Origin of the sequence: Rudanella paleaurantiibacter (assembly GCF_009184635.1) — a bacterium.
In the GTDB taxonomy this organism is placed as follows: Bacteria; Bacteroidota; Bacteroidia; order Cytophagales; family Spirosomataceae; genus Rudanella; species Rudanella paleaurantiibacter.
Genome location: NZ_WELI01000004.1, coordinates 1 through 16,321, shown reverse-complemented (window position 1 = coordinate 16,321; position 16,321 = coordinate 1). Strand labels below are relative to the sequence as shown.

Below are 16,321 nucleotides of genomic sequence, written 5' to 3'. Positions count from 1 at the left end.
CTCGGTTATGCCTACAGTAACTAATGCCTGTAGAACATGCCCAACCGATTAGCCCACGAAACCAGCCCTTACCTGCTTCAGCACGCCCATAACCCGGTCGATTGGTTCGCCTGGGGCGAGGAAGCCCTCACCAAAGCCGTTCGGGAAGACAAACCCATTCTGGTAAGTATTGGCTACTCGGCCTGCCATTGGTGCCACGTGATGGAGCGCGAATCGTTTGAGCGCGAGCAGATTGCCACCATCATGAACGAGCGGTTTGTGTGTATTAAAGTCGATCGGGAGGAGCGGCCTGATGTGGACGCTATCTACATGGATGCCGTGCAGGCCATGGGCGTGCGTGGGGGGTGGCCCCTCAACGTGTTTCTGCTACCCGACGCCCGGCCGTTCTACGGGGTTACCTACCTGCCCCCGCAACAATGGGTGAACCTGCTGGTGAGCGTGCGCAATGCGTTCGATGAGCACCGCGATCAACTGGTTGAATCGGCCGAAGGGTTTACCAATGAACTGAACCTGAGCGACAGTGTGCGCTTTGGCCTGACTGATAGCGGCCCGCAATACCGGCAGGCTGTAGCCGAAACCCTGTTTGAGCAGATTGCTACCAAATTCGACCAGGAGAAAGGGGGCCTGAGCCGGGCACCTAAGTTCCCGATGCCGAGCATCTACACGTTTCTGCTCACCTATCACCAACTTACCAACGACGAACGCGCCCTAAATCAGCTAACGCTCACCCTCGACCGGATGGCTCTGGGTGGTATCTACGATCAGTCGGGCGGTGGATTTGCCCGGTACTCGGTGGATGAAGACTGGTTTGCCCCGCATTTTGAGAAGATGCTCTACGACAACGGGCAACTCCTGAGCCTCTATGCCGACGCCTGGCGCGTTACGGGCAATCCGCTTTACAAACAGACGGTTTACCAGACCATCGCCTTTGCCCAACGCGAACTCCTGAGCCCCGAAGGCGGGTTTTACTCGGCCCTCGACGCCGACAGCGAGGGCGAAGAAGGCAAGTTTTACACCTGGACCACGGCCGAACTCCGCGACATTCTGGGTTCCGATTTTGAGTGGTTTGCCGATCTGTACTCGATTGAGGAAGACGGCAACTGGGAGCATGAAACCGGTCACGGTAAAACAGGCCGCAACATTCTGCACCGCACCCTCACCGACGAACAGTTTGCCCAACGCGCCGACTGGACCGTGGCCGAGTTGCACGAGATGCTTGCCGGAGCCCACCAGAAACTGATGACCGTACGCGCAACCCGCATCCGACCCGGCCTCGACGACAAAATACTGTGCTCGTGGAATGGACTGATGCTGAAAGGGCTGGTATCGGCCTACCGGGCGTTTACCGAGCCTGAGTTTTTGACCCTTGCTCTGCGACTGGCTCATTTTCTGTTGCATAACATGCGCGACAAACGCAACGGTCGGCTGTGGCACACGTACAAGAAAAACGGTGACGCCCCCGGCCGGGCCAAACAGGCTGGTTTTCTGGAAGATTATGCCGCCGTGATCGATGGGCTGCTGGCTTTGTATCAGGCTACGTTTACCGAAAGCTGGCTCCGCGAAGCCGACGCACTCGCCCAATACGTACTCGGAAACTTTGCCGATACCGACAATGACCCGCTCCTGTTTTTCACCGACAAAAACGCCGAAGACCTCATTGCCCGGCGCAAGGAGCTGTTCGACAATGTGGTACCGGCGTCGAACTCGATCATGGCCGGAAACCTGCTCACCCTGAGCCTCCTGCTCGACCGGCCTGCCTACGCCGAACTCGCCGACCGGATGCTGGGCCGGATTGGGCCACTACTCGAAAAGAACCCCGACTACCTCACCAACTGGGCCGCCCTCTACACCCGACGGGTGCTGCCTTCGGTCGAGATTGCGATTATTGGCCCCGAAGCCGATACCTACCGACGCGAGCTGGAAAGCCACCTGACTACGGGTGTCATTTTCTGCGGACTGGTTTGTAACACCCCCAGCGCCTGTGTGTCGGATTTGCCGTTGCTCCAGGACCGAACCATGCGCGACGGACAAACGACTATCTACGTGTGCCACGACCGGGCCTGTCAGCTACCGGTTACGAGCGTGGCCGAGGCCATCAAACTGCTCTAAACACCCGTAGTAGCCGCCAAACAATGATTCATTCTAAACCAAACCGGGTAAAATGAGGCAAGAGTGTGCGGTTTTTCAGCACCTTTTACCCACGGGCCTTGTTATCAATACAAGCGGTAACTTTGCGCAGGCAATGGTTATCCGGTCCGTCAACGGGGGTACTGGCTTGCCCAACAGCTCAACCCCGACGGGTTATTTTATTCTCTAACAGTCCCTTATGCAATCCGTACTTAGTCCCATAGATATTCAGCGTGTCCGGCAGGACTTCCCGATTCTCGACCAGTTGGTCAACGGTAAGCCACTGGTGTATCTCGACAACGCGGCTACCAACCAGAAACCGGTTTCGGTGCTGAACGCCCTGGCGCACTATTACGAACACGACAACGCCAATATCCACCGGGGTATTCATACACTGGCCGAACGGGCTACACACGATTTTGAGTTAACCCGCCAAAAGGTTCAGTCGTTTCTCAACGCCCAACACGTTGAGGAAGTCATCTTTACCTACGGCACCACCGACGGCATCAACCTGGTAGCCCAAACCTACGGCCGTAAATTCCTGAACGAAGGCGACGAGATCATTATCTCAACCCTGGAGCACCACTCGAATATTGTGCCCTGGCAAATGCTCTGCGAAGAGAAAGGGTGCGTATTGAAAGTAATCCCTATCGACGACAACGGCGATCTGCTCATCGACGAGTACGAAAAGATGCTGTCGGAGCGCACCAAATTTGTGTCGGTGGTGCATGTGTCCAACGCGTTGGGCACCATCAACCCGGTTAAAACGATTGTCGACCTAGCGCACCGCGTGGGCGCAGTGGTGCTGATTGACGGGGCACAGGCTTCCTCACATATTACTCTCGATGTGCAGGCGCTCGACTGTGATTTTTATGTATTCTCGGCCCACAAACTGTACGGTCCTACAGGCATGGGCGTGTTGTATGGCAAAAAAGCCCTGCTCGACGCCATGCCACCCTACCGCGGAGGAGGTGAGATGATCAAAGAGGTCACGTTTGAAAAAACAACCTACAACGAGCTTCCCTATAAGTTTGAAGCCGGTACGCCCAACATTGCCGACGTGATTGCGGTTCGGACAGCCATAGAGTACATGGAGTCGCTGGGTAAGGAGAATATGGCCGCTTACGAGGGTGAGTTGCTCGATTACGCCACTGCGCAACTGGCTGATGTACCGGGACTTCGGATTGTAGGTCAGGCTAAAGAAAAAATTAGCGTGGTTTCGTTTGTACTCGATGGTATTCACCATCAGGATACGGGCGTGATTCTGGATCAAATGGGCATTGCCGTCCGGACGGGGCATCACTGTACGCAGCCGCTGATGCGTCGATTGGGCATTGCCGGAACCACACGGGCCTCGTTTGCGGTTTATAACACCAAAGACGAAATTGACCGGCTCGTACAGGGCATCCGACGCGTGCAAACTATGATGGCTTGATTTAAGTCAATCAATCATATACGCTGACTACCAAGGCCGTACGCTTTTTCTGGTGTATTGACTGGGCCAACCACCTGGCAAAACCTGAAATATGACAATCAACGAAAAACAGGACGAGATCATTGAAGAGTTTGATCTTTTCGACGATCAGCTCGATAAAACGCAGTACATCATTGACCTGGGCAAAAAACTGCCCCCCATGCCCGAACAATACCTGACCGACGAAAATCGGATTATGGGTTGCCAGTCGAAGGTATGGCTGGGCGCTGAAATTCAGGGCGATACACTCCATTTCTACGGCGATGCCGAACCCACCGCCCAAATTTCAAAGGGCTTGATCAGCCTGTTGATTCGGGTATTGTCGGACGAAAAACCCGAGAACATTGCGCAGGCCGACCTGTACTTCATCGACCGGGTAGGTATGGGTAGTCTGGTCACCTCGCGCCGGGCCGGGGGCCTTGCGTCCATGTTGCAACGAATGAAAGAGTACGGCCGGGAGTACGCAGCTCCGGCGCAGTAATACCCGCCCAACCAAACCGAAACCATTAAACAACCCCAACCATGTCTGTATCGACATTGACCGAAGCCGAGTTGAAAGAGCAGGTGGTAATGGCGCTGAAAAGCGTGTACGACCCCGAAATCCCGGTCGACGTGTATGAACTGGGACTGATTTACGACATCAAGATTTTCCCTGTCAATAACGTGTATGTGCTCATGACCCTCACTTCGCCCTCGTGCCCCTCAGCGGGTTCGTTGCCGGGAGAGATTGAGCAGAAAATTCGCGAAATTGAAAGTGTAAACGACGTGAGCGTTGAGCTGACGTTCGACCCGCCCTACTCGACCGAAATGATGTCGGAAGTGGCAAAACTCGAGTTGGGTTTCATGTAAATCCAGCCCCACTTGTAAAACTGTAAACTATAAACTAGACACTGTTTATGTATCCTCCTCACTTACTGGTCCCCATGCGTCAGGACCTCACCAGCGTAGGGTTTCAGGAATTAACAACCCCGCAGGAAGTTGACACGGCAATGAACGACGATCAGGGCACCATGCTCGTGATGGTAAACTCGGTATGTGGTTGTGCCGCTGGTGCGGCCCGGCCGGGTGTGAAAGCCGCTTTGGCCAACAGCAGCATTAAGCCCGACAAACTGGTTACGGTATTTGCCGGGGGCGATGTAGAAGCCACCGCCCGGATGCGCGAATACCTGCTGCCCTACCCGCCTTCATCGCCCGCCATTGGCATTTTCAAAAATGGTGAGCTGGTGCATTTCATTGAGCGGCACCATATCGAAGGGCGTTCGGCACAGATGATTGCCCAGCACCTCGAAATGGCTTTCGAAGAGTTCTGCACGCCCCAGCAGGCATAACTGATACCCAGGTACACAAAGCCGCCGGGCAGATCAACAGGTCTGTCCGGCGGCTTTTTTATAGGCGTGTAGAGTAGCTTGCAAGGTTGAATTTTAATCAGAAATCTACCCAACGGTGTACTCTTTCGCCCTTATTCCCAGATCCTTAGCAAGAAAACGTATAAAGCTCTACATAAACTGTTGCCGAAGCACCTCACCCATGTAGTGGTGACAGGCACACTATAGATACAGAACCCGGTACTTGACAGAGCCATACAGGCGCCAGTAAACTGAGAGAAAAGGCGTTGCCACGGCGGTGGTTGCAGCCTGTTTCACGCCCTCCCAGGTTATCGGCCCGGCGGGCAGGCGTTTCCAGAACAGATCGGCGGTAAGCAATACCCATACGCCAAGCGCCAGCGACGCCATGTCGAACCGACCACTCAGCGCCCCTGCCAGAACTGCCGACGCACTCAGCACCACACCAGCATACTGCACCGTTTGCGTACGCGAGTGGGGCATCCGCTGCCGATATAAATCAGGATGACGTTTGTACAAAAGGGCATCGTACGACCGTCGACGTTCCTCTTCCAGAATAGAACGCGTGGGCTGTGACGGATGCAAAACCACAGCCTCGGGGCATTTGGCAATCGGGATTCCCTTACGAATAAGCCGGAACTGAAGGTCGCTATCTTCGTACCATGTAATCCCAAACTCCTCCGAAAACCCACCTACTCGATGAATGGCTGTGCGTAGGCAAAAACAGTTGGCCGCCGTAAAATCGCCACTTTCAGCAAAGGCAGGGGCATATCCGTACGGATGCGAGCGTGCCGACGGGGTCGTGCGCATCTGTCCTGAAACCACCTGCGCCCCCCGGCGGAAACACGCCCAGGCCGCCGACAGCCAGTCGGGCTGGGGTTCACAATCCTCGTTGGTAAAGGCAATGATCCGCCCACGGGCCGCTTGCCAGCCACGGTTGCGGGCGGCCGCAATTCCGCGCCGTCGGGGCTGACTCAGGTACCGGGCTTCGATACCAAAGACTTGCGTGAACGACCGAACAGCCTCTGCCGTAGCGCGGTCGTTGGCGTCATCGACCACAATAATTTCGAATTGTCCGTGGGGCAGGCGCTGACGACTCAATGCGTCGAGGCACCTCAGGAGATGGGTGGTTTTCTGGCTTGTAGGCACTACCACCGAAAAATCAGGAATCATAACGTGTAGCGATTAATGTAGGGTTGGTGTCTGTCCTGTCGAACAACGGGTCGATGCTGAGTCGTAGAAAAAGAAGACCAAGACAACAGCATCTGTTGATAAGCGAGCAATATTTGGGCCAAAGTATATTTAGATCGTAGCTTTGACGGTCTTAACCAACGACAAACCATGACACGCACTGCTCTTATTACCGGTGCCACATCGGGCATTGGACGCGCCACCGCCGAAGCTTTCGCGGCTCTCGGTTACCGCCTTATCCTGTGCGGCCGCCGTACCGACCGACTCACCGAACTGACCGATCAGCTTGCTTCCCAAACACCGGTTACCACGCTAACCTTTGACGTTCGCGACCGGCAGGCTGTCGAGAACGCCATAGCAAGCCTACCCGCCGACTGGCAGCAGGACGGTTTCCCACTCGTGGATATTCTGGTGAACAATGCCGGCAACGCCCACGGGCTATCGGCCATTCAGGATGGCGACGTGGCCGACTGGGACCAGATGATCGACGGCAATGTGCAGGGACTCCTGTACGTTTCGAAAGCCGTTATTCCCGGCATGGTTGCCCGGGGCCGGGGGCATATTGTCAATATCAGCTCTATTGCCGGCAAACAAACCTACGCCAACGGGGCCGTGTACTGCGCCAGCAAGGCGGCCGTTGAAGCGCTCAGCACGGGCATGCGGCTCGACCTCACCCAGCACGGCATTAAAGTAACTAACATTGCCCCCGGAGCCGTAGAAACCGAATTTTCGGTGGTACGCTTCAAAGGCGATGCTGAGCGTGCAGCCAAGGTCTACGAAGGATTTGACCCACTCACGGCTAACGACATTGCTGATACCATTGTGTATGCCGTAACCGCCCCCGCCCACGTTACTATTGCCGACCTGACCATTCTGGCCAGCGCCCAGGCAGCCGCAACAACGTTATACCGGAAATAATGAGTGAATTAGCGAATGAGTGATTGAGTGAATGGAAAAAAGCCGCCCTCCCTTGCGCTCATTCACTCAATCACTCATTCGCTAATTCACCCGGTCCATTCAATTAGATTAATCTATACTTTATATATACTTAAAGCGAATAACGTATATTGCTCCCCGTATAAACAAATACCGGCTCCTCGGTTCACCGGATAGCCCTCACAACTCCGTTAGAATGACTTTTCAGGACGTTGACCTGACCAATTGCGAGCAAGAGCCTATCCACATTCTGGGTCATGTCCAGGCACATGGCTATTTAGTTGGTATTCTGCCCGAAAGCTACACCATTGTCCACGTCAGCGCCAATGTTGCTCACCTTATTGGTCGGCCCGTAGCCGACGTACTTGGTCAACCCATTGATACGCTGCTGGCCCATACCGATTTACCTACCTCGACCCTGATCGAACTGCTCAATGTGGGGCAGCGTAACAAAGCCTGGGATACAATCAACCCGTACCGGCTCCAGTTTAGCGGGCGAGCCTGGAATCTGATCGTTCACGAACATAATGGCCTGATTTTGCTCGAATGGGAACCCGTTGGCGAAAGCAACCAGCAGATTCTGAATCAGCGGCTTATTGCCGAAGCCCTGACCGAGATGCAATCGAGCCGCCAACTGATTGAGCTGCTTCAGAATACCGCCCGGCGGGTCAAAACGATTATTGACTTCGACCGGGTCATGGTATACCGGTTTGCCCCCGACTGGCACGGACAAGTGATTGCCGAGGAAAAAGAAGACCACCTGGAGCCGTTTCTGGGCCTCCACTACCCGGCATCCGACATTCCGAGGCAGGCCCGCGAACTGTACAAAGCCAATCTGGTCAGACTCATTGCCGACGTAGGTAGCAGCCCCGCCCCTATTCTGTCGCTGCCCGAGTGGCCCGCCGATCAACCCGTCGACCTGACTCACTCGGTGCTGCGGGCCGTGTCGCCCGTGCACATCGAGTACCTCAAAAACATGGGCGTTGGCGCGTCGATGAGCATCTCGCTCTTGTATCAGGGCGAGCTGTGGGGCCTGATGTCGTGTCATCATTACTCGCCCCGGTTTGTGGACTTCAGCGCCCGGCAAGCAGCTAAATTTGTAAGTCAGTTGCTGTCGGCCGCGCTGGAGTTTCGGAAAGATGAGGAAGATAGCAACCTGCTCAAAGTAAGCCGACAAAACGGGCAACACCTGAACAGCCAGCTCCGGGCCGACGAAGACGTGGTGCGAGCCCTCACCCGTCACCCGGTAACGGCGCTCGACCTCACCTCGGCCACGGGTGCAGTGCTGCTGTTCAACAACCAGCAGTACCGACTCGGCCAAACACCCGACGAAACCGCTATCAACGACCTGACAGGCTGGCTCAAATCCATCGATACCGATTCGTTTCTGGAAACGGACCACTTAGCCAGCCTATATCCGCCTGCCGAAAGTTTCCGCAACACGGGAGCCGGTATGTTGGCCATAGTCTTGTCGAAGGAAATGAACGAGTACCTGCTTTGGTTCAAGCCCGAACAGATTCAGCAGGTGACCTGGGCCGGGAATCCCGACAAGCCCGTCACCATTAACCCGAACGGTCAACATCAAATAAGCCCCCGCAAGAGCTTTGAAGCCTGGACCGAATTGGTGCGCAACACCTCGGAACCCTGGACTGAGGCCGAGGTAGCAGCCGCCGTCAAACTCCGCGAAGACATTCTGCAAATTGTAACCCGGCAGGCCAACGAAATCCGGTTGCTGAATCAACGGTTGCAGGCCGCCTACGAAGAGCTCGACGCCTTTAGCTACACGGTATCGCACGATTTGCGGACACCCCTGTCGTCGATTCGCTGTTACACCGAAATCTTACTGGAAGAATACCGCGCCGACTTCAACCCCGACGCCCAGGTGCTGTTTCAGAAAGTCATCGACTCAACCGACCGGATGCGGTCGCTGATTCGGCATATTCTGTACTACTCGCGCATGGGTCGGGTCGACATAAAAAAGCAGCCGATCAACACCAACGGTCTGTTGCAGACCATCCGCGAGGAAATTCTGGTGGTCGAAAAAGACCGGCCTTTGGCTATTCTGATTGGCGAGACTCCCCCTCTGCACGCCGACCCGGTTATGATTACCCAATTATTTACCAACCTGATTTCCAATGCCGCCAAGTACACCCGCTCGGTTGCATCGGGTCTGGTACACGTCAACGGGCATGAGGTTGATGGTGAAGTTATCTACACCGTCAGCGACAACGGCATTGGTTTCGACATGAAGGAAGCCGGAAAAATGTTTGACCTATTCAAACGGCTCGAAAACGCCCGCTCGTTCAAAGGAACAGGCGTAGGGTTGGCTATTGTGAAGCGGATTATCCACCGGCACGGCGGCAAAATCTGGTACCACAGTGAGTTGAATCGGGGAGCCACCTTTTTCGTTTCGTTACCTGGCGCTCAGGTTCAATAAGTCATGACTGATATTTTATACGTTGAAGACAATCCCGACGACGTGGAGGTCTTCAGTCGATTGTTGAATAAGCTGGAACGGCCGCTCCAGTACACCATTCTGACAAGCGGTTCCGACGCGATTCGCTACCTATCGGCGGAGGGTTTGGAGGCCCGCCCAACAACGTCTTTACCCAAACTGGTGTTACTCGATATTAACCTGACGGGGATCAGCGGTATTGACGTACTACGCTGGGCGCGAACCGACGAACGTACCCGACTATTGCCCATTATTGCCTACAGCACCTCAGACAACCCCAGCGATATTCGGCAAGCCTACGAAGCCGGGGCCAACGCTTACCTCGTGAAACCGGGCAGCTATCCCGAAACTGGGGCCCTGCTCCGGCGGCTCTGCCATTTTTGGTTGGACGATAACGCCCAAATTGCCTCCCCATGAACGACCTGCTCCTGCGTCTGCGCGACGAAACACGCCCGCACCATACCGAGACCGAACAACTGCTTTACGCCGATGCACTCCGGTCGGGTACCCTATCGACCGATCAGTACCGGCACCTGTTGCTTACCCACGGCATTTTTCACCAGGCCCTCGAAGCCGCCATCGACAACGAGCCGGCTTTTTTCTCGGATTACCGGCCCGATTCCCGCCGGAAAACGAATTGGCTCCGGGCCGATCTGGAAACCGTTCAATTGTCGTTACCCGTGCACCCTCAGCCCGTGTTTGCCGATTGGAGCCCCGTACAGCTACTTGGGGCTGCGTATGTGGGCGAAGGCTCCATGCTGGGCGGGAAAACGGTCTGGCATTACCTGGAACAAAGCGAAGCCTTACAGCCTTTGCTCGGGCAGGCCCGTTTTTATCGCGGTTACGGTGTCCAGACGGGGCCATTATGGCGGGAGTTTGGCGAGTTTGCCTTTGCGCAGGGTGCCCCCGATGCCGATGCGGTTGTAGCCGCTGCCCGGCAGGCTTTTGATTGTTACCGCAAAATCTTTGGGTATACAGCTCCGCAGGTATTTGGCCATCTCCCAGCCGATACCAGCGTGTGTTAAGTGCTGAATCCAAATCAAATGTATAATGTATAATGCAGAATGAATAGTTAAAAGTCTGACAACCAGCACACTGAGCCTTTCCCATTATTCATTATTCATTACCCATTGTACATTATTCATTCACTTAATCGACGGGCAGAAACACTTTAAACGTTGTCCCCACATCGGGCACACTATTCACGTCAATGGCGCCCCCGTGGCTCTCGACTACCCGCTGGCAGATAGCCAACCCAATGCCCGTACCGGTATAATCGGCCGGGTCGTGTAGTCGCTGGAATGGCTGAAAAATGCGCCCTTTGTACTTTTCGTCGAACCCGATGCCGTTGTCGGCTACGGTAATGAGCCAATACGAATTGGAGCGGGGCAAATCGGCGGGCAGATCGTCGGATTGAGCGGGCCGGGCGTTTATTTGTACCACAGGCGGGCGGTTGGCCCCGGCAAATTTAAGCGCATTGGCCAGCAGGTTTTGCATGAGTTGCCGTAACCGGAACGCACTCCCCCGGACCACGGGCAGCGCGGCAACTTCTACGGTCGCTTTTTTCTCGGCAATGCCTATTTCCAGATCACTCACCACCTCGTTGACGATCTCATTGAGCCGAACGGGCTGATGGGCCTCCCGTCGACCCGCCAACTGCGAGTACGCGAGCAAATCTTTAATGAGCATCTGCATCCGCCGGGCCGATTTCTGAATCCGGCGGGTCATATCGCGCTCCCCATCCGAGAGGTTATCCTCGAACTGATTCTGTAGAATGTCGCTGAATGTCTGAATCTTGCGCAGAGGCTCCTGCAAGTCGTGCGAGGCTACGTAGGCAAACGACTGGAGGTTTTCGTTGGATTGCCGCAGGCTCTGGTTCATGGCTTCGAGCTGATGCCGGTACTGCCGGTCGATGGTGATATCAACGGCGGAGGTCACCACACCCTTGTCGGCGCGGGCCACGGTCACGGCATACAGCCGGTCGTTGTAAGCCAATTCGTACGATTCGGGCTCACCCGTGGTAGCCACCCGCACGAGCCGGTCAAACTCGCCCGATTCGCGGGCCTGCGGCTCGAGCGTCAGCAGGGACTCGCGCAGCCGGGCTTGCCCATGAGCTCCCCAATTAACCAATGCCTGTTTATTGGCCTGTACGGTCTGAAAATCAACAATCCGATGCGCCTGGTCGTATACGACTTCGTGCAGGGCCACGGCGGTCTGCGAATAGTCCAGAATTGCCTGTACAACCGACGACAACGGCCCTTCCGAAATGGCTTTTTTCTGCTGGGTGATGTCTGTCCACGACAACACTAACCCGTCGTCATGCGGCTCGGCTCCGGCCAGAAACCAGGTTTCTTCGGTACCAATCCTGTACGAAAACTCGAAGGAGACGGCTTGCTTCTGGAGAAACGCAACGGTGCAGTGCGACAGAAAATCCCCGGTCGGGAGGTCGGGAAACAGCTCCCGGAGGGTGTGCCCTACTACCGACCCACCCGGCGGATGTACCAGCGAATTGAGCCGGGCGTTAGCTACCCGATACACCCAGTCGACAACCGTGTCGGTTTCTGGGTAAAATACCGGTTCGCAGTACGCGACGTACCCCGGGATAGCGTCGAAGATGCCCCCGATCAGCCCTGCGGCCGGGAGCGAAGCCCGTTGGTTCGAAGTGTTCTCACCGTCAGCGTGTCGGCGAGTCTGATTGAATAACAAGGATCGTTGAGTCGGTTTATCGCTGGTCACTCCCAATAGTTTCACAATATAAGGAGCACTCGATTTTTTACCTACTCACTCGCCCGGATTCATGTGCTAAAGCTACCTACAGGTGGGCATGCAGGCCCAAAGCCACTCACTCGCCCTCTATACGGCAGCGTAGGTGGGCTTCCCACACAATTGGCAAAGCTGGGTCTGAGTCTGGGTCAGCAGGGCCGATGCAGCCTCAGAAAGGCCCAGCTGTTCATCGTCGACAAGCATATAGTCGTAGCCCCGCAGCAGCAGGTGAAGCGTAGCCGCCAGTTCGGGTTCGGCCAGCAGGGTTTCGGTACGCACCTCGCCCGGCCAGGCCTGCGGGAGTTGGTTGGCCCAGCCTTGCAGGCGGGTTTCGGCCTGATTTTTAGCCTGATGAAACGAGTCTTTGGTCAAAGCCCGGCCCGTTTCAATGGTGTAGGGATAAACTACCGTGAGCCGCACGGGCTCGTCGGTCGAGGACCAGCGATGCAGGATCTGCGAAGCATCGGCTGTACAATTCGTGAGATAAAGGGCAGTCTTCATGCGCCGGTTGACGATTAATTACCCCACAAAACTAATCGGCCTCATCCGCTACCCGAATGAGACCGATTAGGTCCTGACCTGATGTTGGTCAGGTTAGTACGTCATGGACTTACCAGTTGGCCCGGCGGAGTTTTTCGGCTTGCAGTACCCGAATACTCGATCCCACCATTTCGATCAGGCCGTCCTGCTTAAACTCACTCAACGTCCGAATAAGCGACTCCGTAGCCGTACCCACAAGCGACGCCAGATCGTCGCGCGAGAGTTGAATCAGGCCCGGCCCCGACTCCGGTTGGCGGCTGTGGAGCCACAACAAGGCATCGGCCACCCGCCGACGAAGCGAATGGTACGCCATGCCTACCAGCTGCTGTTCACGCTCAACTACCCGACCGGCCAGCAACTGAATAAACTGATGACTTACGTCCTGATTAGCCAGTAAAAGCTGCTGAAAATCGGCCTGCGGAATATACACCAGCTCCGAATCGTCGATGGTCACAGCCGATTCCGTATACTCACGGTCTTCGAGCAGGGCCAGGTACCCAAAAAACTCACCTGCGTTGTAGATGCCCGTAATGAGTTCTTTACCGTCGGCATTGGTCCGTACGGTTTTCACTTTACCCGACTTCAGGAAATACAAACGGGTGGGTTCGTCGCCCTCGGTGTAGAGATACTGTTTCTTCCGAACGGCATGTACTTTCCGGTCGGCCGAGAGGCTTTCCAGGTTGGCCGTGCTGCGGGCATCGTCGAGAAACTGATCGAGGCCGTTTTGCTGGAGATCGTAGGCCGGGCGCATGTGCTGAAACCGATTCAGTCGGCCCTCAATCGCGCTCAACAATTCGCTTTCTTCAAAGGGCTTGGTGAGGTAATCGTCGGCCCCCAGTTCCATGCCTTTGCGGAAATCGGTGCGTTCGGTTTTGGCAGTCAGGAAGATAAACGGCACCCCCGACAACTGCGGGTTTTTATTGAAAATCTGTAGCACCCCGTAGCCATCGAGTACGGGCATCATAATATCGCAGATGACCAGATCGGGCCGGGTAGCCAGGGCTTTTTCTACGCCTACCTTGCCGTTTTCGGCCGTGAGCACGTTGTAGTTGGCCAATTCCAGAATTTCGGCGGTGGTTTCGCGTATGGCCTCGTTATCTTCAATCAAGAGGATGGTCTTCATAAGGGAGAATAAGGGTGATAGTCGTTCCGTTGTTAAGTTCGCTCTGCAACTGCACCGAGCCCTGCATCAGTTCAGCATATTTGGCCACAATATGTAACCCAAGGCCCGTACCGGCCACATTAATTGCATTTTTGGCCCGGAAAAACTGCTCAAACAGATGTTGCTGGTCGTCGGGCGAAATCCCAATGCCCTGATCGGTTACGATCATGGTCAGCTGACCCTCCTGGCAGTTGGCCCGGATATGGATTTCGGAGCCTTCGCCGGAATATTTGATGGCGTTAGACAGCACATTGACGATCATTTTGCGGAGTAGCGAGGGGTCGAGCCAGATTGGCCGCGGGCAGTCCAGTTCGGTATGCACCACCTGCCCGGTTTTGAGCATACTGTGCATATCGGCCACGGTTTCGGTTACCAGCTGAGGCAAACTGACGCGGGCCGGATGCGCCACAATTTTGCCTTCTTCGAGCTTGCCAACCGACAAAAACTCCTCCAGAATATCGTTAAGGTGCTTTACCGACGCCCGAATCCGGTGCAGGTGGCGGAGCCGCTTTTCCTGCTGGTCGCCTTCGGGGTATTTTTCAATAAGCGTAGTGGCGTTGAGTACGGCCGTGAGCGGAGTGCGGAACTCGTGCGACGCCATCGACACGAAGCGCGACTTCAGTTCGCCCAGTTCACGCTCGGTTTTGAGGGCCTGTGCCAGCTCATCTTTCGACTGTTCGAGCTGTTCGAGCGTATTCATAAGCGCGTGCGTCCGGTCGGCCACTTTCTGCTCCAGTTCGGCGTTAAGCCGCTCCACCTGACTTTTCTGTTCGAGCAATTGGCGCTCTACCTCGCGCTTGAACGTGATGTCGATGATGTACGCGACGGCGTACAGAGCCTGATCGAGCCGGAAATAGCTAAGACTGATTTCGACCGGAAACAAGGTGCCATCTTTGCGTTGGGCGTGCAAGTCGCGGTTGTGCCCCATAGGCCGCACCTGCGGGTTTCGGTTAAACGACTTACGCAGATTTTCGTGCTGATGGCTCACCGAATCAGGCACGAGTTGCTCAATGGAAAGGCCCACCAGTTCGCCCTCCTGGTACCCAAATAGCTGGTCGGCCAGTTGATTAGCCGACACAACCTGCCCCTGTTGGTCAGAGACGATGATACCAATGGTGGCATTGGAAAAAATGGCCTCGTAGCGTCGAACGCTGTGGTTCAGCTCACGCTCGGTGCGGTGCAGTTGTTCGCGGTTTACCAGCCGTACCAACGCCAGTTTACCATCGGGAAACAGGGTGATGGTCAGCCGTGCCCAGAACGTAGAGCCGTCGTGCCGCACCATTTCGGTCTCCTCCTCATGCGAACCTACCTGGAGCAGCCGGACCAGAGCCTCTTGTTGCCCCTCAGCCGAGAGCGGTTCCCGCCGAAACCAGGGCCCGCTCTGATTCAGGATTGGTTCTTCCGACGCGTACCCCAACAACCGAATACCTGCCTGATTGATACGTACATACCGGTTTTGCGCCAGGTCAAATACGCCCAGAAAATCATCTTCCTGCTCAAACAGCAGATCGGTTAATGTATTGGTATACAAACCAGTAAGCATACGGGTATGGCGGTATGTATGAGTTAAAGACTGTCTCTATAAAGCTGCAAATTACGCCGAATATGGTCAGCAGGGAAACGATTAGTCAATTGCCTGATAAAAGTCATGTACCCAAACCGGCCCCTACTCGTACTTTTACCCCTGAATTCAGCCGGGTTTACCCAGGCTGTAGCTTTGATTCCCCATGAATCCAGACCGTAAAAAAACGCATGTTTCGGATACCGCGTCGGCCGTTCTGCTGATTTTTATGCCTGTCGATGCGACCCTACGTCCATCGGTTATGGCATTGATCGAGCGGCTACGGGGGCATCTGGGCACCGGGGTTCGGGTAATGAAGCTCGACGAGACCGCCCACCCGGATATTTTCCGAAGCTTTGAGATCACGCAACTTCCTACCTTCGTCCTGATCCGGCAAGGCATCGAGTTATGGCGGCAGGAAGGTCTGCCCGAAGCTACTTCGCCCTCGGTGGTTTGAGGGGTTTATGGTTTATAGTTTTTGGTTTATAGTTTATAGCGACCGACGTTCCGTTGCTTGATTTGACCATCACGCTTTACATAGTTTGCCTGTAAACCGGAAAAGCCGACTCTCCGACTCATCAGAAATTCGGGCACAACTCCTTTGGAAACCCGGCTGAAACTTAATGAGTCTAAACATGAGTCATCCCGAATTTTAGAGTGTGTGGACAATTAGGATAAACTTACCCAATCCTACGATCTTTGTGGCATGAGACGCTATGAGATCACCGAGCAGGAATGGACTAAAATCACCCCTCTTCTACCAGGACAG

Annotated in this window: 16 protein-coding genes; 11 read left to right on the top strand and 5 right to left on the bottom strand. The window is 55.1% G+C overall.

The features are described 5' to 3' along the window. Window positions 1–36 precede the first annotated feature (36 nt). The 6 genes from F5984_RS11965 to F5984_RS11945 all read left to right on the top strand — a co-directional run bounded on the left by F5984_RS11965 (window position 37) and on the right by F5984_RS11945 (window position 4,929). Window positions 37–2,109, top strand: a complete 2,073-nt coding sequence (locus F5984_RS11965; protein ID WP_152124513.1) for a thioredoxin domain-containing protein — start codon at window positions 37–39, stop codon at window positions 2,107–2,109. 52 nt (window positions 2,110–2,161) lie between these two features. After that, window positions 2,162–2,317, top strand: a complete 156-nt coding sequence (locus F5984_RS26530) for a hypothetical protein (protein ID WP_185155496.1) — start codon at window positions 2,162–2,164, stop codon at window positions 2,315–2,317. Between the two features lie 9 nt (window positions 2,318–2,326). Beyond that, window positions 2,327–3,562, top strand: coding sequence for a cysteine desulfurase (locus tag F5984_RS11960; RefSeq protein WP_152124512.1), 1,236 nt, complete (start codon window positions 2,327–2,329; stop codon window positions 3,560–3,562). A 91-nt stretch (window positions 3,563–3,653) separates the two neighbouring features. Beyond that, a complete protein-coding gene (locus F5984_RS11955; protein ID WP_152124511.1) occupies window positions 3,654–4,082 on the top strand; it encodes a SufE family protein in 429 nt (142 codons plus the stop codon). Window positions 4,083–4,123: 41 nt separating this feature from the next. Continuing rightward, on the top strand, window positions 4,124–4,450 hold the full coding sequence (locus F5984_RS11950) for a DUF59 domain-containing protein (RefSeq protein ID WP_394367404.1): 327 nt from the start codon (window positions 4,124–4,126) through the stop codon (window positions 4,448–4,450). A 47-nt stretch (window positions 4,451–4,497) separates the two neighbouring features. Next, entirely contained in the window at window positions 4,498–4,929 is a 432-nt protein-coding gene (locus F5984_RS11945) for a BrxA/BrxB family bacilliredoxin (protein WP_027302682.1), read from the top strand. A gap of 219 nt (window positions 4,930–5,148) precedes the next feature. On the opposite strand, the gene F5984_RS11940 is transcribed toward F5984_RS11945, so the two are convergent. After that, window positions 5,149–6,117, bottom strand: a complete 969-nt coding sequence (locus F5984_RS11940) for a glycosyltransferase family 2 protein (protein WP_152124510.1) — start codon at window positions 6,115–6,117, stop codon at window positions 5,149–5,151. Between the two features lie 168 nt (window positions 6,118–6,285). Here F5984_RS11940 and F5984_RS11935 point away from each other — a divergent pair, with 168 nt between their 5' ends. From F5984_RS11935 to F5984_RS11920, 4 genes are all read left to right on the top strand, one after another. Continuing rightward, the gene (locus F5984_RS11935; protein WP_152124509.1) at window positions 6,286–7,053 is read left to right on the top strand and encodes an SDR family NAD(P)-dependent oxidoreductase; all 768 of its coding nucleotides are present in this window, start codon (window positions 6,286–6,288) and stop codon (window positions 7,051–7,053) included. 214 nt (window positions 7,054–7,267) lie between these two features. After that, the gene (locus F5984_RS11930) at window positions 7,268–9,508 is read left to right on the top strand and encodes an ATP-binding protein (RefSeq protein ID WP_152124508.1); all 2,241 of its coding nucleotides are present in this window, start codon (window positions 7,268–7,270) and stop codon (window positions 9,506–9,508) included. Window positions 9,509–9,511: 3 nt separating this feature from the next. After that, window positions 9,512–9,943, top strand: coding sequence for a response regulator (locus tag F5984_RS11925; RefSeq protein WP_152124507.1), 432 nt, complete (start codon window positions 9,512–9,514; stop codon window positions 9,941–9,943). Continuing rightward, a complete protein-coding gene (locus F5984_RS11920; RefSeq protein ID WP_152124506.1) occupies window positions 9,940–10,551 on the top strand; it encodes a biliverdin-producing heme oxygenase in 612 nt (203 codons plus the stop codon). The genes F5984_RS11925 and F5984_RS11920 overlap by 4 nt, the downstream gene beginning before the upstream one ends. 124 nt (window positions 10,552–10,675) lie before the next feature. Here the strand turns inward: F5984_RS11920 and F5984_RS11915 are convergent, their stop codons facing one another. The 4 genes from F5984_RS11915 to F5984_RS11900 all read right to left on the bottom strand — a co-directional run bounded on the left by F5984_RS11915 (window position 10,676) and on the right by F5984_RS11900 (window position 15,534). Continuing rightward, window positions 10,676–12,232 (bottom strand): ATP-binding protein, encoded by a 1,557-nt coding sequence (locus F5984_RS11915; protein WP_152124505.1) that lies wholly within the window; start codon window positions 12,230–12,232, stop codon window positions 10,676–10,678. Window positions 12,233–12,379: 147 nt separating this feature from the next. Then, window positions 12,380–12,790, bottom strand: a complete 411-nt coding sequence (locus F5984_RS11910) for a hypothetical protein (RefSeq protein ID WP_152124504.1) — start codon at window positions 12,788–12,790, stop codon at window positions 12,380–12,382. Between the two features lie 109 nt (window positions 12,791–12,899). Continuing rightward, entirely contained in the window at window positions 12,900–13,952 is a 1,053-nt protein-coding gene (locus tag F5984_RS11905) for a response regulator (RefSeq protein WP_152124503.1), read from the bottom strand. Then, a complete protein-coding gene (locus F5984_RS11900; RefSeq protein ID WP_152124502.1) occupies window positions 13,930–15,534 on the bottom strand; it encodes a sensor histidine kinase in 1,605 nt (534 codons plus the stop codon). The genes F5984_RS11905 and F5984_RS11900 overlap by 23 nt, the downstream gene beginning before the upstream one ends. A gap of 184 nt (window positions 15,535–15,718) precedes the next feature. On the opposite strand from F5984_RS11900, the gene F5984_RS11895 reads away from it, so the two are divergent. Next, window positions 15,719–16,009 carry a thioredoxin family protein gene (locus F5984_RS11895; protein WP_152124501.1) on the top strand — a complete coding sequence of 97 codons (291 nt, stop codon included), beginning with the start codon at window positions 15,719–15,721 and terminating at the stop codon, window positions 16,007–16,009. Window positions 16,010–16,321: the final 312 nt, after the last annotated feature.

Excerpts from the sequence above, each read along its gene's own strand:
- F5984_RS26530 (WP_185155496.1), top strand. The coding sequence starts at position 2,162 with ATGAGGCAAGAGTGTGCGGTTTTTCAGCACCTTTTACCCACGGGCCTT.
- F5984_RS11900 (WP_152124502.1), bottom strand. The coding sequence starts at position 15,534 with ATGCTTACTGGTTTGTATACCAATACATTAACCGATCTGCTGTTTGAG.
- F5984_RS11955 (WP_152124511.1), top strand. The coding sequence starts at position 3,654 with ATGACAATCAACGAAAAACAGGACGAGATCATTGAAGAGTTTGATCTT.
- F5984_RS11950 (WP_394367404.1), top strand. The coding sequence starts at position 4,124 with ATGTCTGTATCGACATTGACCGAAGCCGAGTTGAAAGAGCAGGTGGTA.
- F5984_RS11895 (WP_152124501.1), top strand. The coding sequence starts at position 15,719 with ATGAATCCAGACCGTAAAAAAACGCATGTTTCGGATACCGCGTCGGCC.
- F5984_RS11940 (WP_152124510.1), bottom strand. The coding sequence starts at position 6,117 with ATGATTCCTGATTTTTCGGTGGTAGTGCCTACAAGCCAGAAAACCACC.
- F5984_RS11945 (WP_027302682.1), top strand. The coding sequence starts at position 4,498 with ATGTATCCTCCTCACTTACTGGTCCCCATGCGTCAGGACCTCACCAGC.
- F5984_RS11905 (WP_152124503.1), bottom strand. The coding sequence starts at position 13,952 with ATGAAGACCATCCTCTTGATTGAAGATAACGAGGCCATACGCGAAACC.
- F5984_RS11925 (WP_152124507.1), top strand. The coding sequence starts at position 9,512 with ATGACTGATATTTTATACGTTGAAGACAATCCCGACGACGTGGAGGTC.
- F5984_RS11930 (WP_152124508.1), top strand. The coding sequence starts at position 7,268 with ATGACTTTTCAGGACGTTGACCTGACCAATTGCGAGCAAGAGCCTATC.
- F5984_RS11935 (WP_152124509.1), top strand. The coding sequence starts at position 6,286 with ATGACACGCACTGCTCTTATTACCGGTGCCACATCGGGCATTGGACGC.
- F5984_RS11960 (WP_152124512.1), top strand. The coding sequence starts at position 2,327 with ATGCAATCCGTACTTAGTCCCATAGATATTCAGCGTGTCCGGCAGGAC.
- F5984_RS11920 (WP_152124506.1), top strand. The coding sequence starts at position 9,940 with ATGAACGACCTGCTCCTGCGTCTGCGCGACGAAACACGCCCGCACCAT.
- F5984_RS11965 (WP_152124513.1), top strand. The coding sequence starts at position 37 with ATGCCCAACCGATTAGCCCACGAAACCAGCCCTTACCTGCTTCAGCAC.
- F5984_RS11910 (WP_152124504.1), bottom strand. The coding sequence starts at position 12,790 with ATGAAGACTGCCCTTTATCTCACGAATTGTACAGCCGATGCTTCGCAG.